The organism is Sporomusa rhizae, assembly GCF_041428845.1.
Classification (GTDB): domain Bacteria; phylum Bacillota; class Negativicutes; order Sporomusales; family Sporomusaceae; genus Sporomusa; species Sporomusa rhizae.
This window is the reverse complement of record NZ_CP156925.1, coordinates 4,568,514-4,585,182: the sequence shown is the minus strand read 5'-3', so window position 1 is coordinate 4,585,182 and position 16,669 is coordinate 4,568,514. Positions and strand designations below refer to the sequence as shown.

14 protein-coding genes are annotated in these 16,669 nt (G+C 44.2%); 3 read left to right on the top strand and 11 right to left on the bottom strand.

Annotated elements, in window-relative coordinates; translation table 11 throughout:
• Positions 1 to 65 precede the first annotated feature (65 nt).
• From SRRS_RS21555 to larA, 11 genes are all read right to left on the bottom strand, one after another.
• The gene (locus tag SRRS_RS21555) at positions 66 to 1,418 is read right to left on the bottom strand and encodes a sensor histidine kinase (protein ID WP_371363429.1); all 1,353 of its coding nucleotides are present in this window, start codon (positions 1,416 to 1,418) and stop codon (positions 66 to 68) included.
• A gap of 6 nt (positions 1,419 to 1,424) precedes the next feature.
• On the bottom strand, positions 1,425 to 2,288 hold the full coding sequence (locus SRRS_RS21550) for a response regulator (RefSeq protein ID WP_371363428.1): 864 nt from the start codon (positions 2,286 to 2,288) through the stop codon (positions 1,425 to 1,427).
• 229 nt (positions 2,289 to 2,517) lie between these two features.
• Complete coding sequence (locus SRRS_RS21545) at positions 2,518 to 3,765, bottom strand: dicarboxylate/amino acid:cation symporter (protein ID WP_371363426.1); 1,248 nt, start codon at positions 3,763 to 3,765, stop codon at positions 2,518 to 2,520.
• 20 nt (positions 3,766 to 3,785) lie between these two features.
• A complete protein-coding gene (gene murI, locus SRRS_RS21540; RefSeq protein WP_371363425.1) occupies positions 3,786 to 4,610 on the bottom strand; it encodes a glutamate racemase in 825 nt (274 codons plus the stop codon).
• Positions 4,611 to 4,858: 248 nt separating this feature from the next.
• On the bottom strand, positions 4,859 to 6,085 hold the full coding sequence (locus SRRS_RS21535) for a hypothetical protein (RefSeq protein WP_371363424.1): 1,227 nt from the start codon (positions 6,083 to 6,085) through the stop codon (positions 4,859 to 4,861).
• A 25-nt stretch (positions 6,086 to 6,110) separates the two neighbouring features.
• On the bottom strand, positions 6,111 to 7,256 hold the full coding sequence (locus SRRS_RS21530) for an acyl-CoA dehydrogenase family protein (RefSeq protein ID WP_371363423.1): 1,146 nt from the start codon (positions 7,254 to 7,256) through the stop codon (positions 6,111 to 6,113).
• Between the two features lie 71 nt (positions 7,257 to 7,327).
• A complete protein-coding gene (locus SRRS_RS21525; protein ID WP_371363421.1) occupies positions 7,328 to 7,987 on the bottom strand; it encodes a 3-oxoacid CoA-transferase subunit B in 660 nt (219 codons plus the stop codon).
• 20 nt (positions 7,988 to 8,007) lie between these two features.
• Positions 8,008 to 8,769: a CoA transferase subunit A gene (locus SRRS_RS21520; protein ID WP_371363420.1), complete on the bottom strand. Its 762-nt coding sequence runs from the start codon at positions 8,767 to 8,769 to the stop codon at positions 8,008 to 8,010.
• A 290-nt stretch (positions 8,770 to 9,059) separates the two neighbouring features.
• Entirely contained in the window at positions 9,060 to 10,412 is a 1,353-nt protein-coding gene (locus SRRS_RS21515; protein WP_371363418.1) for a sigma-54 interaction domain-containing protein, read from the bottom strand.
• 139 nt (positions 10,413 to 10,551) lie between these two features.
• Positions 10,552 to 11,145, bottom strand: a complete 594-nt coding sequence (locus SRRS_RS21510) for a hypothetical protein (protein ID WP_371363417.1) — start codon at positions 11,143 to 11,145, stop codon at positions 10,552 to 10,554.
• 222 nt (positions 11,146 to 11,367) lie between these two features.
• On the bottom strand, positions 11,368 to 12,666 hold the full coding sequence (gene larA / locus SRRS_RS21505) for a nickel-dependent lactate racemase (RefSeq protein ID WP_371363416.1): 1,299 nt from the start codon (positions 12,664 to 12,666) through the stop codon (positions 11,368 to 11,370).
• Positions 12,667 to 13,053: 387 nt separating this feature from the next.
• On the opposite strand from larA, the gene SRRS_RS21500 reads away from it, so the two are divergent.
• Genes SRRS_RS21500 through SRRS_RS21490 form a run of 3 tightly spaced genes read left to right on the top strand, consistent with a single transcriptional unit; the run spans position 13,054 to position 16,615 of the window.
• Entirely contained in the window at positions 13,054 to 14,430 is a 1,377-nt protein-coding gene (locus SRRS_RS21500) for an MATE family efflux transporter (protein ID WP_371363415.1), read from the top strand.
• The gene (locus tag SRRS_RS21495; RefSeq protein ID WP_371363413.1) at positions 14,427 to 15,359 is read left to right on the top strand and encodes a DMT family transporter; all 933 of its coding nucleotides are present in this window, start codon (positions 14,427 to 14,429) and stop codon (positions 15,357 to 15,359) included. The genes SRRS_RS21500 and SRRS_RS21495 overlap by 4 nt, the downstream gene beginning before the upstream one ends.
• 20 nt (positions 15,360 to 15,379) lie before the next feature.
• On the top strand, positions 15,380 to 16,615 hold the full coding sequence (locus SRRS_RS21490; RefSeq protein ID WP_371369907.1) for a Zn-dependent hydrolase: 1,236 nt from the start codon (positions 15,380 to 15,382) through the stop codon (positions 16,613 to 16,615).
• Positions 16,616 to 16,669: the final 54 nt, after the last annotated feature.

The window sequence follows — 16,669 nt, the reverse complement described above, 5'->3', positions numbered from 1 at the left end:
AAAGTTGGGTAATTCTTAACCCTGCAATAGGAGGCTTTTTTTGCTTCCTCTTTCTAATTTGGTTATTAATGCAATTCCCTGTTAGCAAGCTTTCTCCCGGAGTTACCTTGTCCGGGGCGTTCTTCAAACAATTTACTAAACGGTAAGAATACAGAAAACTTAGTTCCCCGACCTATCTGGGAATCTACCCGGAGTGTACCACCCAACATTTCGGTAAGATTTTTTACATGAGCCAGGCCTAAGCCGGTAGACATTTTGCCGGTGGTTTCGGAATATTTGGTTGAGTAGCCGGGGACAAAAATAAGTTCAATATCTTCATCAGGAATACCATGGCCATTGTCCTCGACACTAAATATAACCTGATCGCCGGTCCTTATTTGGCTGACGATTATCACACCATATTCACCACATACTTCAATCGCATTAATAATTAAGTTATTCAAAATGGATACAAGCATATAGTGCTTATCGGTTACAAAATCGTCATCATACTTGTATATAATCCGGATTTTCTTGGTATCGACATTTAAGAAACGAACTGTATTTTGCTCGATGATATAAAAAATTTCCGAGATGTTCATGCCACTCTCTTTGGCTGAGGGAGTTACAACATCTTCAATTCCTTTAACAACCCGGTAATAGTCTTTTTTGACCTCATGAATATCTTTGGCAATTTTTAAGGCTCGCTCGGAGGACGGATTTATCTTTTTAAATTCCAAGGCTAAGGTATCCAGTTCCTGAAATAGCAAGAAACTTTCCTCCATAACCTGTTCAATATCCTGCGATGATTTTTGCAAAAAATATAATTCCGTCTTTATTTTGGCAAAAACCATAACCAGCTGCGTATATCGCTTTAAGCGGTCTTCGGCCATAATAAACATCCGGTATTGTTTTAGCGCATAATATCCATAGGCTGTAAGGATGGAGCGAAAAACAGCCACTCCGACGAGTGAAGTAAAAAAGCCTACCGACTCACTGATGCTAAAGGTGTGGCGGAAGTAGAGCTCTACCAGATTACTGACAAAATCGATAAAACTTAGTTTTAAGATCATTACAGGGATATTTCTAAGATTGCTGCGAATCCGGAATACCTGAAAACCAAGGCCAAAAATAATATAATAGCAGAGGGCAGGCAAGCTTAACATCAGGCTTTTATATAAAGTAGTATCACTATCCGCAACCGTATAGAACAGGACCCGGGAACCCATAATCAGTACTGCGCTCAAGCTGGCGGTAGTTATGACCGGAAGCCGGGGAAAATACAATAACAAAATAGACAGCATGGTAACGCCAAACGTAAAGCGGAAATGATTATCAAATGGATGAACAGACAAGGCGCTGGTTAATGCCACTAAAAATACGGTATTCAAAAGTAAATAGTATTGGGCGTACTTTTTCCGCCTTAATGTAAACACCATATCACCTTACCCGTTTGTAATAAAAAGTAGTCCTTCAACAAACTTTTTTACGTTAACCTTACCGTGGTATTTGCTTTTCTGATTAATAAAATCCATCTCAATGCGAACTTCTTTGAAGTCAAATAAGGATGAATTGTAGGCTTCAAATCTTTCGTTATAATAATCTTCAATCCCGATGTTTGCCGTATTCTCTAACGCTTTGGCGATCGTCCGGCGCACCCGTTGTTCAATGGTACGGACATCCTGATTGGATTGAAGTGAGATATGCTGAAAGATTTGCGATAATTGGTAATCAACCCTGTCTTGGTGAATATATTTTTCGGCTATCTGCACCATCTTAAAAATATCCTGGGTTCCTTTCTCGCCAAGGATTCCCAGCTCAGAGAATATTTTATATATCTTCGTTTTTTGTACGCTGTTATAGTCTTTATTACCAGTCGCAGGAGAAGCATTTGAATACTGAGACGTTGTTTTGCAGATTTGAGACATCGCTTGCCGGATATTGCGGTTATCCAGCACCTTGTTGACTATAAATACGATTTCCAGTACGTTAATAGGTTTGTGAATAAAGAATTCAATGCCACTTTGGTAAGCCTGGGTTACCAGCTTCTCACTGTTGGCCTGAGAAATCATAATGAATGCCGTATTTTCGCAAAACGGGCGAACGGCATTTAATATTTGTATACCATTCCGGCCAGGGAGTAATAAATCAATAAACACAATATCCGGTTGATGCTCGCGAACGAGTGCTTCGGCTTGTTCGCCTTCCTCGCATTCGGCCAGAACAATCCCTAAATCATGTTTCTTTATTATTTTTTTAATAATCTCACGAATGCCAATATCATCGTCAACTATAATGAATGATGTCATCCACAAGCCCTGCTTTCTTTATACTGTCTGGATGCCGGATATCGTTTAGAATAAATTCTAAACGCATCCTGCACCATGAATCCGCACTATATTGTTTCTTAATTATAACATAAAGTTGTAATACGTTATGGAACTCTACAAGTAGTCCCCGGTAGACGACGAGTAAGACAGAATCAATAACGAAATATTGATCCTGCCTTATTCTAAAACGAGACGTTATTAGGGGTTATCAGTCATAACTAACCAGATAGCCTTGTTGAAGTCTATCTTCAGGAAGTTCTTTCTCCCAACGGGCAACCACAACGGCGGCAACACAGTTGCCAATCAAATTGCATCCCGTCCGGGCCATATCCAGGACGCGGTCAACCCCCATCAGTAAGGCTACGCCCTCCATCGGCAGCCCGAGAGAGGCAGCGGTTCCGGCTACAACGATAAATGAGCCGCCCGGCACACAGGCAATTCCTTTGGTTGCCAGCATAAGTGTCAGCATAATCATGATTTGCTGCCCTAAAGAATAATCAACATGGTATATTTGAGCAATAAACATCAAGGTTAAGGCGCTGTATAAGGTACCACCGTCCAAATTAAAGGTATAGCCTGTCGGCAATACAAAGGTAATAATGTGCTTGGGCACACCTAGTTTTTCTAAGTTCTGCATAGCAACCGGAAGGGCCGCTTCACTGGTGGTCGTAGTAAATGCCAGAATAGCAGGTTCTTTTATCACTCTTAGTAAATGCCGAATATTTACTTTTGTAACAATGGCAACGAACGTAAAGAGAATTACGAGGAATATAAACAGTGCAAAATAGAGGCTAAAAACAAGTTTACTTAACGGAATCAGCATAGCAAGACCGTATTTTCCGGTTGTAAACGCACATAATGCGAATACACCGTAAGGCGCAAGGTTCATAACATAAAAAGTAAATTTGAACATAATCTCTGCCAGGCTGGTTGCCAATTTTACAACCGGTTCCCCTTTTTCCCCCATGGCCGCTGCCGCTATGCCAAAGAAAGTAGAGAAAAATACGATTTGCAGCATATCGCCGCGGACCATGCCGTCCACTATATTCGTGGGAACGATGTTTACTACCGTTTGCATAAAATCGATACTTTTACTAGCCATCTGCTGAGCCGCCGAAGCATCGACCCCGCTCAGCACTACACCATTACCCGGTTGAAAGTAATTTGCAAAACACAGCCCGACCGCTAAAGCGAGTGTAGTCGCAGCCTCAAACCAAATCGTGGCTTTCAACCCCAGTTTACCGAGTTTCTTAAAGTCTCCTGTCCCTGCGATTCCCATGACCAGTGCACTAAAAATCAAAGGTACGACAATCATCTTTATCATACGGATGAAGATGTCCCCAAGGGGCTTTAACGCCGCTCCATAGGTTGGAAAGAAATGCCCGAAAACAAAACCTAGAAACATGCCGATCATGATTTTGCTGCCTAAGCCTAATCCTTTTTTTGCTTCTGCCATAATAATTTCCCCTCCCTTAACTATGCATATACTTTTGCTGGATGTTCTTTATAGGACGCCATATCAAGCAGCTCAAACTCACAGTTTGTGATATCCATTATTTTATTGGCGATCCGTCTTACTTTGTCTACATTGGCAGAAAAGCATAGCCGGCTATAGCCCTGTCCGTTCGTACGCAACAGTCCTGCTTTTTCTAACAGGTTTTTTACTGTAATGGCTGTTTCTTCTGCCGGATCCACCAGATACGCTTGCCCGATAATTTTGCTAATCACCGGCGTAAGCATCGGATAATGCGTGCACGCCAAAATCACAGCATCTACTTTTGCGTCTTTCAGTGGGGAAATATAGTCTATGGCAGCCGTCTCTATGGCTTCGTCATCAAGATGTTCGTTTTCCACTAAACTGGCAAACTTGGGACAGGCGATAGGAAAAACTTTTACCTCGGGATTGCGCGTAACCACTTCGGAAACATGTTTGCCGCTCCGAATGGTTGTTTCGGTGGCAAGTACGCCGATACGGTTGTTTTTTGTCATTCCCAGTGCGCTGAGAACGCCTCTACCCATACCTACAATTTCAAATGGATACGTATGCTCAAGCTTTTCCAGCAATACCGTAATGGTATTACAGGCCGATACCGCCACTTTCACATGGTTGTCCTGCATGAACGACAGTATTTCATCGACATATTGCAAAATCTCTGCTTCTGAGCGTGGACCATAGGGATTCCGTTTGCTATCACCAAAATAGATTATATTTTCTGTAGGTAGCATGTTTCGCAATTGACGAAACACTGTGAGCCCGCCGACACCTGAATCAAATACGCCAATGGGTAAATTTGAGTCCATTGTTAATCCCCTTCCTGATGTGTTTTGCCAACCAGCTGGTGTTGATACTACCTGAAGTATATCTGGCAACATACAAAAAAACTTCAAAATCAAACAGCAGAACATAGTTATTGACTGAATTTTCTTTTAAGAGTGTCTGTTACAACAGTAGAGAAGGGGGAACAATCTTAGTCACACAATTAGAAAAAGCCCGAACTCTGTGCATTTTATTGCGCAGTGGTTCGGGCTTCACGATTAGAATGTAACTATCATTTTACCGTTTCTTTGTAAATGAGCGGCCATTTGTCAAAAAAAGTATTAAAGTAAAGGAATACCATTAGTAAAGCAAACTGTCCTGCCAATAAGCCCATTACCGGAAATCCCATTCCTAAATCATTGCCGGCGAAGGGAAGTAGTTTGTAAGCTTCCAGCCACGTAAAACCGAAAACAGTTCCGAGTCCAAGCCAGATACCCACACGAAGCAGCACACGACGTCCAATGCCTGGTACTGTTTCCGCTCCGGGATAGTCGTCAAACAAATGGTGCCAGCACAACATAGTAACAATTAGAGAGAGTTCCAGCGATGCGGCTGTTATATAGGGGTTCACACCAGGATTAATATGGAAAGTGTTAATCAGCTTAACATATACCATTGGGGTTAGATAGCCACCGCATAGTAAAGCTGCTGCCAAGCCTATAAGTCCCATCCAAGGCTGTTTGCTGGTAAATAGTTTATATGGATAGCCTTCACCGCCCTCTGCCGGAATCAGAAACCAGAAAATAAATCCTTGGCAAAAGGCCAGCACAGCCGGCCAAGATCCCAGCGGTTGGCCGGTAACGGCGTGTCCGCCCAATTGAAAATGCATAAAGCTGGGTACAAACATAGCTATCCAGATCAACAAGGCAAAGAATGAACTTGTCATCATTACTGCCAGCCCGTCAAGGGGCGGTTTTAAGTTACCGGCCCATGGCCGTTTTTGAAAAAGTGATACAAAAGGAATTTGCACTATAATGACGGGTAATACATAGAAATTAGAAGCCTCCCATGCTTCCAGGGCCAAATGAACTTCTTCCGCACTTTTAGGAGCAAACATGAGAATGAGATTAAAGGGCTTCCACCATATGCCAATGAAGGATATCACAAGTAAATAAGCTGCACTGCCACAAAGGAAACTGAGAAAGGTGTACCAAATTCCGGCACCGGGTTGAAGGGCGGTCCACTTGTATTTTCCGTAGTTACCAAATATTAATGTCTGCCAAATCCAGGCGCTAATGCTACACCAGAAAAAAGTGCCCTCAGCAAATGTGGCTATAAATTTTTTCGCTACCGCCGGTTCAACTGCCTGTAATCCTACGGCAGCCGTAGACGTAATAATCGCTTTTGCCGCCATAGCCCAGACAGGCCAGTAAATCAGGGCGTATACAAAGCATAGGATGACACCCGCAATTCCCATCGTCAGCTTATTGTCGAAACGTTTTTTTATGGCATAATCCATGCATTATCCTCCTACTATTATAAAATCAATGGTCACTTCCTTTAATTTTTGCAACTGCCGAACCAACAACCATTTTTAGCACTTCAGATGCCCCAACACCGATATCAAGCAGTCTTGCATCCCGGGCATACCGCTCTACATCATTGTACTTCATATAACCGTGGCCGCCGAATATCTGCAAAGCCTTATGACAAACCTCATTAACCACTTCTGTGACAAAAAGTTTGGCCACCGAGGTATCTAGTGCATAATCCTTACCGCTGTCTCTTTTCCTGGCCGTTTCGGCTACCAATAAGTTAGCCGCCTCCAGTTTAACATACATATCTGCCAGCATTTCCTGAATGGCGAACAGGGAAGTCAGCGGCTTACCAAATGCGCTTCTCCGATTGGCATACTTAGCGGAAGTTCCCAAAGCCGCTTCGGCAATTCCCAGTCCCATGGAGGCCATGCCCAGACGTCCGCCTACCAAACCATACATAGCAATTTTGAAGCCTTCATTGACATTCCCCAGCAGATTCCCGGGGGGGATTACACAATTTTCAAATTGAAGACCTGTGGTATATGAGCTTCTACAACCCATTTTTTCTTCAGGATCACCAATTCGAAAACCAGGATTGCCTTTTTCGATGACAAACATGCTGATGCCTTTGGCCCCGGCCTCGACATCTGTCTTAAAAGCAACAAAATAAAGATCGGCTAATCCACCGTTAGTACAAAAATACTTAGCCCCGTTTAAAAGCCAACCGGCGTCTGTCTGAGCGGCGGTTGCCTTAATTGCAGCGGCATCAGAGCCGGCTTGGGCCTCGCTGACAGTATAGGCCGCAACTTTTCGGCCCTGCAGCAGATCAGGCAGGTAGCGGCGTTTTTGCTCTTCGGTACCAAATTTAAAAAGAACATCGATTGCCATCCAATGCACGTGAAGGGTTAGTGCCACCCCCGGGCTGACTTTGGCAATTTCCTTGGCTACCTGGTGGGTAGTAACGGAATCATACCCACCCCCGCCATATTCAGGGCTATAATTCATACCGAAAAATCCTAATTCGCCCATTATTCCTAAAAGCTCGGTAGGGAACCGGCCGTTAGCATCCAATTCTCTGGCAATGGGCTGCAGATGTTTCTTGCAAAACAGTATTGAGTTTTCAATAATATTTTCACCTACGGGATTATCCATAAGGCTCATAAAGCTCCTCTCTTGTGTTGATGGAGAGGCCTGCCGGGCAGACCTCTATATAAACATGCCGACTATAAATTCATTTCACGGAATGTGTCGGCAACAATAAAGTCGGCCTCAGTACACGCTTTAATTTCTTCTAAGGTCACGCCAGGAGCATGTTCTTTTAAAATGAGGACATTTTCCCCAACAGCAAAAACCGCTTTATCTGTAATAATAGTCTTAACGCAACTTTTGCCGGTCAGAGGTAAGGTGCATTTTTTTAGAATTTTAGAGGCGCCGTCCTTGTCGGTATGCATGAGGCAGGCAACTACTTGTTCCGTACCATAGCATAAGTCCATGGCCCCGCCAATGCCGGGCCACCATTTTCCATTACGCCGCACCGCCCAATTGGCGATATTCCCTAACTGATCAACTTCCAAAGCACCGAGCACTGTGATGTCCAGAACTCCGCTTCGCATGGCTCCCAACGAAGTAGCCAAATCCATAATGGCGGCTCCCGGCATCAGTGTGACAGGTTCTGAACCGGCATTGGTCATATCGGCGGAAGCTTTTGCGGCGGCCGGTCTAGGGCCAACGCCAAAGACACCATTTTCAGCATGAAACATGACCTGAACGCCTTCCGGCAAATAATTAGATGCCTGCGTTGGCATACCAAATCCTAAATTCACAAGTTGTCCGTCTTTAAATTCTTGTGCGACACGTTTGGCTATTAATACTCTCGGATCCATGTCAGTCCCTCCTAAAATGTTTATTTTTCAGGGGTCAATTTACCAATCTTCAGCCAGTGCTGACGGTAAAGATCATCATGTTGTTCTAAACTTAAGCCCTTAACCACCGCTTGCACAAACGGTGCCGGTGTCCCAACCCGTTCCGGCGGAATAGTACCAACAGGAACAATTTCTTCGACCTCGGCAATGGTATAGTCGCAAGCCATCGCTACCATTGGATTGCAATTTGTGCTGGTCTGCCGATACTCGAGATTACCCATTTCATCGGCACGCCAGGCTTTGACAAGTCCAACCGGTGCTCTCAGTGCTGCTTCCACAAAGCACTTGATACCGTTTACTTCAATGATTTGTTTTGGCTCTGTCATCTCGGGAAACAGTTCAGGATCATCCAGTATGCCTACACCAACAGGGACAAGTACGCCGCCAAGCCCCATGGCACCTGCCCGTACTTTCTCGATCCAGGTCCCCATCGGATAAAATTGTTCTACTTTTAGGTTGCCTTTCAGATATTCATCTGTTGATTCTTGCGTCGTACCAACATGACTGGAAATAATCTCGCGCACCAAACCATTCTTATATAACATGGCTCTGCCAAACCCACTTAAGCCCGGCTCATTCGTAATCAGCGTTATGTCCTTGACTTGATGCTTGATTAGCCATTCGATGCAGCAAGTTGGCTCGCCGGCCCCAACAAATCCTCCCATCATAATGGTTGCGCCACTTTTGGGAATGGAACTGAGTGCTTCATCAATGGACTTGACTTTATTAGTAAATTTAGACACTTACTTTCCCTCCTTCAAATATCAATCTTTTGTTGGATGAAACTGATGGCCATCAGTGTTTTCATACAATTGCAATAACTATGCCAACTCATAGATTTATCCGCAGTAATTTTACCGTAAAGAAAAACGGTTTGACGGCGAACCGTTAGAGAAGCGAAGCCTTTCTTATTTTATCCGGTTCTTGCATAACTTAAAAATTGACGTTACAGCAAAAAAAACAGCCCGTGGTTTTCTAGCCCACGAGCTGTTTTACCGTATCGATAGGAGACAGGTGTACACAAAGAATACACCTATATTCCTAGTCTTCCTATTTTTTTATATAAAACCGAACGCTGCATATTCAGCGTTCGTGCCGCTTGCGCCTTGTTTCCCTTTGCCTGCTCCAGGGCACTTATAATCAAATCCCGCTCGGTCTCCTGAATGCAGCCCCGGAAACCGATATCGGTACTTACCGGTGTATAGTTATTCTCTTCTTCCCAGGGTCTTACCGGAATGTTGCGAATATCAACGATGTGGTCGTCACTCCAGTTGATGGCCTGCTCCAAGCGGTTTTCCAATTCCCGCACATTCCCCGGCCAGCTGTATTTTTTCATTATTTCCAGAGATTCGGGGGAGACGCCGGTGGCATCGGCACCGATTTTGTGATTGATACGTTGAATTAAGGCATGAATAAGCAGCGGTAAATCCTCAATTCTTTCCCGCAAAGCAGGCATCTTGATTTCCAGTACGTTTAGGCGGTAATACAGATCTTCGCGAAAATGTTTTTCTTTCACCAGTTGTATAAGATCGGTGTGTGTGGAGGCCATAACCCGTACGTCCAGTTTGGTCGGGGTCGTAGCCCCAATTCGCCAAACTTCCCGGTCTTGCAGTACTCGCAGTAATTTTACCTGCATGAATAATGGCATATCGCCGATCTCATCCAGTAAAATAGTGCCACCGTCAGCCAACTCAAATTTCCCGGGTTTTCCACCTTTTTTAGCCCCGGTAAAGGCGCCATCCACATAACCGAACAATTCCGATTCAAGAAGATTTTCCGGAATAGCGCCGCAGTTTACACTGATAAATGGTCCTTCTCTTCGAACAGAGCGGGTATGAATGGCCTGAGCAATGATCTCTTTGCCGGTACCACTCTCGCCGGTAATGAGTAAGGTGGAACTGGTCCTGGAAGCTCGCCGGGCCAATTTCTTTACATATAACATGGGGGGAGTTTCACCGATAATATCCCGGCAAGTACAAAGCGTGTTTTTTATACTATTTTCCGGTTTGGCCGGGCGGGATACCTTATTCATAATTTCTTTGGCAGTACTCTGGTCAGGAAACAGTGTCTTAACCATAGCCCCTACCGTCCGCCCATCCTTTTTTAAAGGAAACCGCGCCACTAAAAATTCTTTGGCGTTAATTGACAAGGTTTCGCCCCATATGGAATAGCCTTGTCCGACTGTCTCGAACAGGCGGCAGGAAGGAATGACATCCCACACCTTTTTGCCGATAACATCCTGTTCAGCCCGGTTTAGAATTTCCAAAAAAAATGAGTTAGCAAAAAAAACTGTGCCGGTTTCGTCAATTGCCATGCTTCCCTCAAAAGGATTATCCAGAATCATCTTCAACTTTGCATAGGACTGCTCAAGAGTTACCATTTCCATTCCCCAACGCTCCTCCCAGTAATTGTTCTTTGTGGAGTCTCTATTTACTACACTATTAACGATTTTTATCATCAAAGTGTCTTTAATAGCTACACTTATCATATCGTTGGCAGAGCATCTTGTCTACAGTAAATTCATGTTACCGTTTACGGTTTACGAACCGGTACATGGCTTTCAATGTAGAATATCCTTTTCCTTCACGTTTACTCACGCGCAGTACATACTGTTTCAGATCACGTAGTTTATGCCTGACCTGCTGCGCTTTGTATTTAGCATATTGATACGCCCGCATTGCTTTTAGCTTGCTAAGTAACAGGTTTTTTAGCATAACTGCCTTTTGGTAACCGGCAGCAAACCAACGCAGCGTCAATAATGCAGGTAATGCTACCTTAGCATACCATACAGTCAATGCGGCTCCGCATAATTCGCCGGTAATCAGCAAAGGCGGACCATATATGCGGCCTTGGCTAATCCAATACAGGGAAAGAAATTTGATGCTGGAAAATAAGATTAGTTTTACGGAGTAGATGGCAAACAAAGTATACGGGTTGCGCTTATGCAAAAATTTCTCTATTCTCTGCAGAATTCTCCAGTTTGAAACACGCTCTACTAACGGTTTTACTACAGTTTCAATAAATTCTTCCAGCAAAACATAGAGAGCTACTAAAAAAATAAGCGGTGATATAACTAAAGATCGAACCCAGCGTCTACATCTGAATTCTTTGGAATACATATTCATTCCCCTTTAACCATAACTTAACGACAAGTCCTTCTTTTTACATGCTTTCCCAAAATAGCATTAACATTTTTCTCTTATTAGTTGCTTTTACTATAGTAATTTAGAAACAGGTATTCTGCAATCATTCGTATTACAAGCTGTGCAAAAAAAGAATTACTGCTAAGAATATATTCCTATAAAAAACAAAAGGGGCTGCTATGAACAGCCCCTTGACTCTTAGTTTTCCGGTGGCAGCGGTACCGTGTTGGCTGCATGCGGCATAACCGTAATGGTATAATCTTTGCGTCCTAATTTTTGCTCGGCAATTGCCAGGGCTTCTTCCAGGGTGGTAGCTGCAATCATTCCGGCTTTCTCGACAAATGCTTTGTTTTCAGGGAGGGTAACAATAATGTGCGGCACTTTTTTGCACATCAGACCGGTTTTGAGAGCGATGAATCCTGGCACGGTAAAGGCTTTGCGTAGTGCCAGTTCCCGTTCATACAATGATTCGTAGTTAAACCAGCCGCTAAAATCGGGTGGTTCCATTATATCGCGGCATTCCAGGAGAACAATTATAACACCGTCATCTTTGGCGGCCATAACTGCATTGTCGGTGGTTTTAGAGCCTTGGTACAGATTCATATCTTTGGGAAAACCGCCGGCAGAAGCGATAACCAGATCGGTTTTGGCTTTTATGGGGACGCCGAAGATTTCTTTTACTGTTTTGCAGCCTTCCAGCCAGGCATTATACCAGTGACCGGCAACAAACCGCGCGAATTTCCCTTCTGGTGTGTACACAGTGTTGACAAGGAAGGACGGGTTGAGCATGGCGGCAATTTCGGTCATATCTTCATGCATATTGTTGCCTTCTATTTTACCGGAACTACAATGAGGGCTAATGCCTTGACCGACAACATCGTGCAGGCAGAAACTATGGTTGCCTTGGATAGTGGCATAGCCGGACACTCCGGGCAAAATGGCCTTGCGGCCGCCGGCGAAGCCTGCCATCGGATGGTAGACGATGCCGCCTGTCAGAATGACTTTGTCCGCATGGGCAACATGTTTATTGATATAAACTTGCACCCCGCGGGAGGTTGTGCCGACAAAGACAAAATCCTCGGCGTCCGGTGCATAGCTTTGAATAATTTGAATACGGTCGACTGCTTCTGCGCCATACACCAAAATATTTTCCTCGTCGGTATGACGGCGGTGAGCGCCGAGGCTGACTACCAGAGTGATATCGCTGTCAGGTATACCGGCAGCATTGAGTTCATTTAATAGAGCAGGCAGAAATTCGTGATATTTAATCCACTGCCGGGTAATATCGCTGGCAATAATGGCTACTTTGTCGCCTGACGTTATAACCTGTTGCAGTGGCGGGGAATCAATAGGGTTGGTTACTGCTGCTTTTATTGCGGCAGGTATATCGGTGATGGCTTTCACGGATTTACCTTCCACAACTTGAATTACTTGTTTTTCGGGCAAAGTTACTGTGAGCTCTATAGCGCCGAAACCTAACGTATATTTTTTCTGCATTTTTATCCCTCCAGTTTAAGCATATACTAGATTGTATTGCCTATTTCCTGCAAGTGTCAGTATGTATAGTGTGTAAACTTGTTAAGGAGATAGCTAAAGCATACTCGGAAACACTGTAAACATGCTATGTTTACAGTGTGTTGTCCTTGTGGCATATATAAATGAGCACTATTTATGAATGGTATAAACTGGACGGAGCGGTAGAATGATGATAATATATTGATAATAGCAAGTTTTTTACTGGAAAAATGTCGAATGAGCCTGGAAAGGCTTGGCATAAGCCAAGTCTTTTACATTTCCTTATAGAGAAATTATCCTAAGATTAACCTACTCTAATTTTGACAAGATTCGTAGTTTGGTTTTTCTTCAATTATTTGAGGTGAGTGTGTGAAACAAACGTTTTCGGTGCAGGAGAAAATAATTCAATTTCTTGTGATTTTTTTTCCTATATTTATTACCCAAGTATCTCTCACGGCAATAGGCTTTTTTGATACGGTTATGTCCGGGCAGGTTAGTCATTATGATTTAGCCGGGGTTGCTATCGGGGCAAATATGTGGTTACCTATATTTACCGGAACTTACGGGGTCTTGAGTGGAGTTACCCCAATTTTGGCACAGCTGCATGGAGCGGGCAGGAAACAGGAAATGCCGTTTTTTGTAATACAGGCTCTGTATGCAGCGCTGGCAATCGGTGGAGCGGTAATTATTCTGGGGTGGCTTTTGCTGGCCCCAGCGCTTAATGTAATGCATCTGGAAGCGTCAGTCCACCAGATTGCGTACGATTTTTTAAGGGCTCTGGCTATTGGCGTAATTCCGGTATTTGCATCGGCCGTATTACGGAATTTTATTGATGCGCTGGGATATACCCGTATAACAATGATTATAACGGTTATTGGCGTCCTAATAAATATTGCTCTAAATTATTTGCTTATTTTGGGTAACTACGGATTTCCCCGTCTTGGTGGGGTAGGCGCAGGCTATGCGTCGGCCATGACTTATTGGTGTATTTTGTTTATGAACATAATAGTTGTACATTATATTAAGCCTTTTAAAACCTATCGGATATTTGGGCATTTCACCGGCATTTCGTTTAAGGCCTGGCGAGAACTGGCGGCTGTTGGCTTCCCAATCGGGTTGGCAATATTTTTTGAGGTGAGTATTTTTGCCGCTGTGGCCATATTAATGGCCGAATATGGCACTTCTGTTATTGCCGCTCATCAGGCTGCCATTAACTTTGCCGGTTTGGTGTATATGGTACCACTCAGTATTGGTTTTACTTTGACTATTGTAGTAGGCTTTGAAGCGGGTGCGCAACGTTATTGGGATGCCAAACAATATAGTTACCTGGGAATTAAAATCGCAGTTACGGTTGCTGTTATATTTGCGGTCTTATTACTTTCTTTTAACACTACAATTGCAAGTTTCTATACGAAAGAGCCAGGCGTATTGGAGCTAATTAAAAATTTCCTGATATATGCTATTTTCTTTCAACTTTCTGATGCAATTGCAGCTCCCATTCAAGGCGCTTTGCGCGGCTATAAAGTTGTCCGGATAACCATGGTCGTGGCAATCATTTCCTATTGGGTTATTGGTATGCCTGTTGGCTATTTGCTGGCAAAACATTCTACCCTGCAAGCCTATGGATATTGGGTAGGGTTTATTGTTGGCTTGGCAGTTGGCGCTGTTGTGCTATTAACCCGGTTAATCAGGCTGCAGAAGAAGTATAGTAGTAGATATCAGAAGGGAAAGGAGTCTTATTCATGAGTGCAATGAAGGCAAATATATTATTGCTGATGGCCGCCGCTATCTGGGGATTGGCGTTTGTAGCCCAGCGGGTGGGGATGGATTATGTAGGTCCCTTTACTTTTAATGGATTTAGGTTTGCGCTGGGAGCGGCTTCTTTATTGCCGCTGATCTGGTATTATCGTAACAAAGACCAGCAGCAGACTGCCAAGGCAGGATCTGTTTCAGCAATAAAGGCAGGTTTTCTGGTAGGTCTGATTTTATTTTCCGGTGCTTCTTTGCAGCAGATTGGGTTAGTATACACCACTGCCGGAAAAGCTGCCTTTATTACTTGTCTGTATATTGTAATTGTACCTATTCTGGGTATTTTTTTGCGGCATTACATAAGTCTTACTAATTGGGTGAGTTCAGGTATTGCTGTTGTTGGTTTATATTTGTTATGCGTAAAGGAAAATTTTTATATTTCTTATGGGGATTTACTGCAGTTAGTCGGAGCCTTATTTTGGTCTGTACATATTTTACTTATTGATTACTTTGCTGCCAGGGTCAAGAATGTTTTGCATTTAACTTTTTTTCAGGCTGCAACCTGTTCAGCGCTTAGTTTGGTAACAGCCTCGTGCTTGGAAACAATAACCCTGTCGGGCCTTATGGCAGGAATTGTTCCCTTGTTATACGGAGGAATTGCTTCTGTAGCAATTGCTTATACCCTGCAAGCCATTGGACAAAAATACGCGCCACCCTCGCATGCGGCTATCATCATGAGTATGGAGACAGTGTTTGCTGCAGTAGGTGGTTTTCTCGTGCTGGGCGAACGCTTAAGCTTCCAGGAATTAATGGGTTGTTTACTCATGTTTGCCGGGATGATGTTGACGCAGGTAAAAGGCGCCCAGCCCGCGAATGCTGCCAAGAACATGGATAAAGCTGGTGACAAAGCCAGCTGTGAGAGGTAGTGTACTGAGAAATGAAGAAAGTGATTTCGTCGCAACGATTGACCGAGGATTTCAAAAAAATGTCGGTAGTTGGCGCCCGGCAAGAAGGCGGCATAACGCGGCTAGCTTTTAGTGATGCCGATTGGGAAGCCCGTAATATAATTGAACAATTGATGATAAAAGCCGGTATGAATGTCAGAACAGATGCTTTCGGTAATCTTATTGGCCGGAGGGAAGGTCTTAGACCCAAAGCTGCGCCGGTTATGATGGGTTCACATATTGATAGTGTGCCTGGTGGCGGTAATTTTGACGGTGTGGCCGGTGTACTTGCTGCGATCGAAGTTGTCCGGTGTTTGGAGCAAACCGTTCATCCTGTTGAAGTAGTCGTGTTTATGGCTGAAGAATCAAGCCGTTTTGGCATGGCCACGTTAGGCAGTAAAGCTTTTTGCGGAAAATTATCTCTGTCACAACTGGAACAGCTTAAAGACAATCAGGGAGTAACCTTAGCCCAGGCAATGCGTCAGCGGGGGCTTTCCCCTGAGCAGATTGCGGAGGCACGATATGGTAATCCGATAAAGGCCTTTCTAGAGCTGCATATTGAACAAGGCAAAGTACTGGAGACTATGGGAAAACAGGTTGGAATAGTCACCGGCATTGCTGCGCCTAGTCGTTTTAAAATTATTCTAACCGGCCAAGCGGATCATTCGGGTGCCACTCCGATGAATATGCGCCAGGATGCGTTAACAGCCGCCGCCGAGATTATTCTGTTGGTAGAAAGCCTAGCAACAAGGGAAGGTCATAATGGTACTGTGGGGACAACCGGTATTGTCAAAGCTGAGCCGGGTGTTATGAATGTCATCCCTGGGTGTGTCGAATTAGGCGTGGATATCCGAGGTATCTCCTTGAACAGTAAACAGCAGGTTGTACGGGCGCTTAAGGCTGGTATCGCTGAACTGCAGGTGCGCCGGGGAGTAAAAGTGGAAATTATTACACTGACTGATGAAAATCCTGTGGAAATTTCCCGGGAAATAGTCGAATTTCTGGAGAATGTAGCAAACGACAGTGGCTGTTCGTACATGCTGCTGCCAAGTGGCGCCGGGCATGATGCTATGCATTTGGCTGCACTAACCCTTACCGGTATGATATTCGTACCCTGCAAAGGGGGAATTAGCCACAATCCGGCTGAGTGGGCCAGTATTGAGGATATTGCCGCCGGCGCTGAGGTGCTCATTAGAGCGGTAAGACAATTGGCTGATGAATCTCCCACGCCTATTTAATCTAAGTCACAGGATAAGCGTTGCATGAAGCTAGTCTGTTTTGTTAGTGAAAGG

Coding starts and splice junctions, on each gene's coding strand:
- SRRS_RS21555 (WP_371363429.1), bottom strand. CDS start 1,418: ATGGTGTTTACATTAAGGCGGAAAAAGTACGCCCAATACTATTTACTT.
- SRRS_RS21550 (WP_371363428.1), bottom strand. CDS start 2,288: ATGACATCATTCATTATAGTTGACGATGATATTGGCATTCGTGAGATT.
- SRRS_RS21545 (WP_371363426.1), bottom strand. CDS start 3,765: ATGGCAGAAGCAAAAAAAGGATTAGGCTTAGGCAGCAAAATCATGATC.
- murI (WP_371363425.1), bottom strand. CDS start 4,610: ATGGACTCAAATTTACCCATTGGCGTATTTGATTCAGGTGTCGGCGGG.
- SRRS_RS21535 (WP_371363424.1), bottom strand. CDS start 6,085: ATGGATTATGCCATAAAAAAACGTTTCGACAATAAGCTGACGATGGGA.
- SRRS_RS21530 (WP_371363423.1), bottom strand. CDS start 7,256: ATGGATAATCCCGTAGGTGAAAATATTATTGAAAACTCAATACTGTTT.
- SRRS_RS21525 (WP_371363421.1), bottom strand. CDS start 7,987: ATGGATCCGAGAGTATTAATAGCCAAACGTGTCGCACAAGAATTTAAA.
- SRRS_RS21515 (WP_371363418.1), bottom strand. CDS start 10,412: ATGGAAATGGTAACTCTTGAGCAGTCCTATGCAAAGTTGAAGATGATT.
- SRRS_RS21510 (WP_371363417.1), bottom strand. CDS start 11,145: ATGTATTCCAAAGAATTCAGATGTAGACGCTGGGTTCGATCTTTAGTT.
- larA (WP_371363416.1), bottom strand. CDS start 12,666: ATGCAGAAAAAATATACGTTAGGTTTCGGCGCTATAGAGCTCACAGTA.
- SRRS_RS21495 (WP_371363413.1), top strand. CDS start 14,427: ATGAGTGCAATGAAGGCAAATATATTATTGCTGATGGCCGCCGCTATC.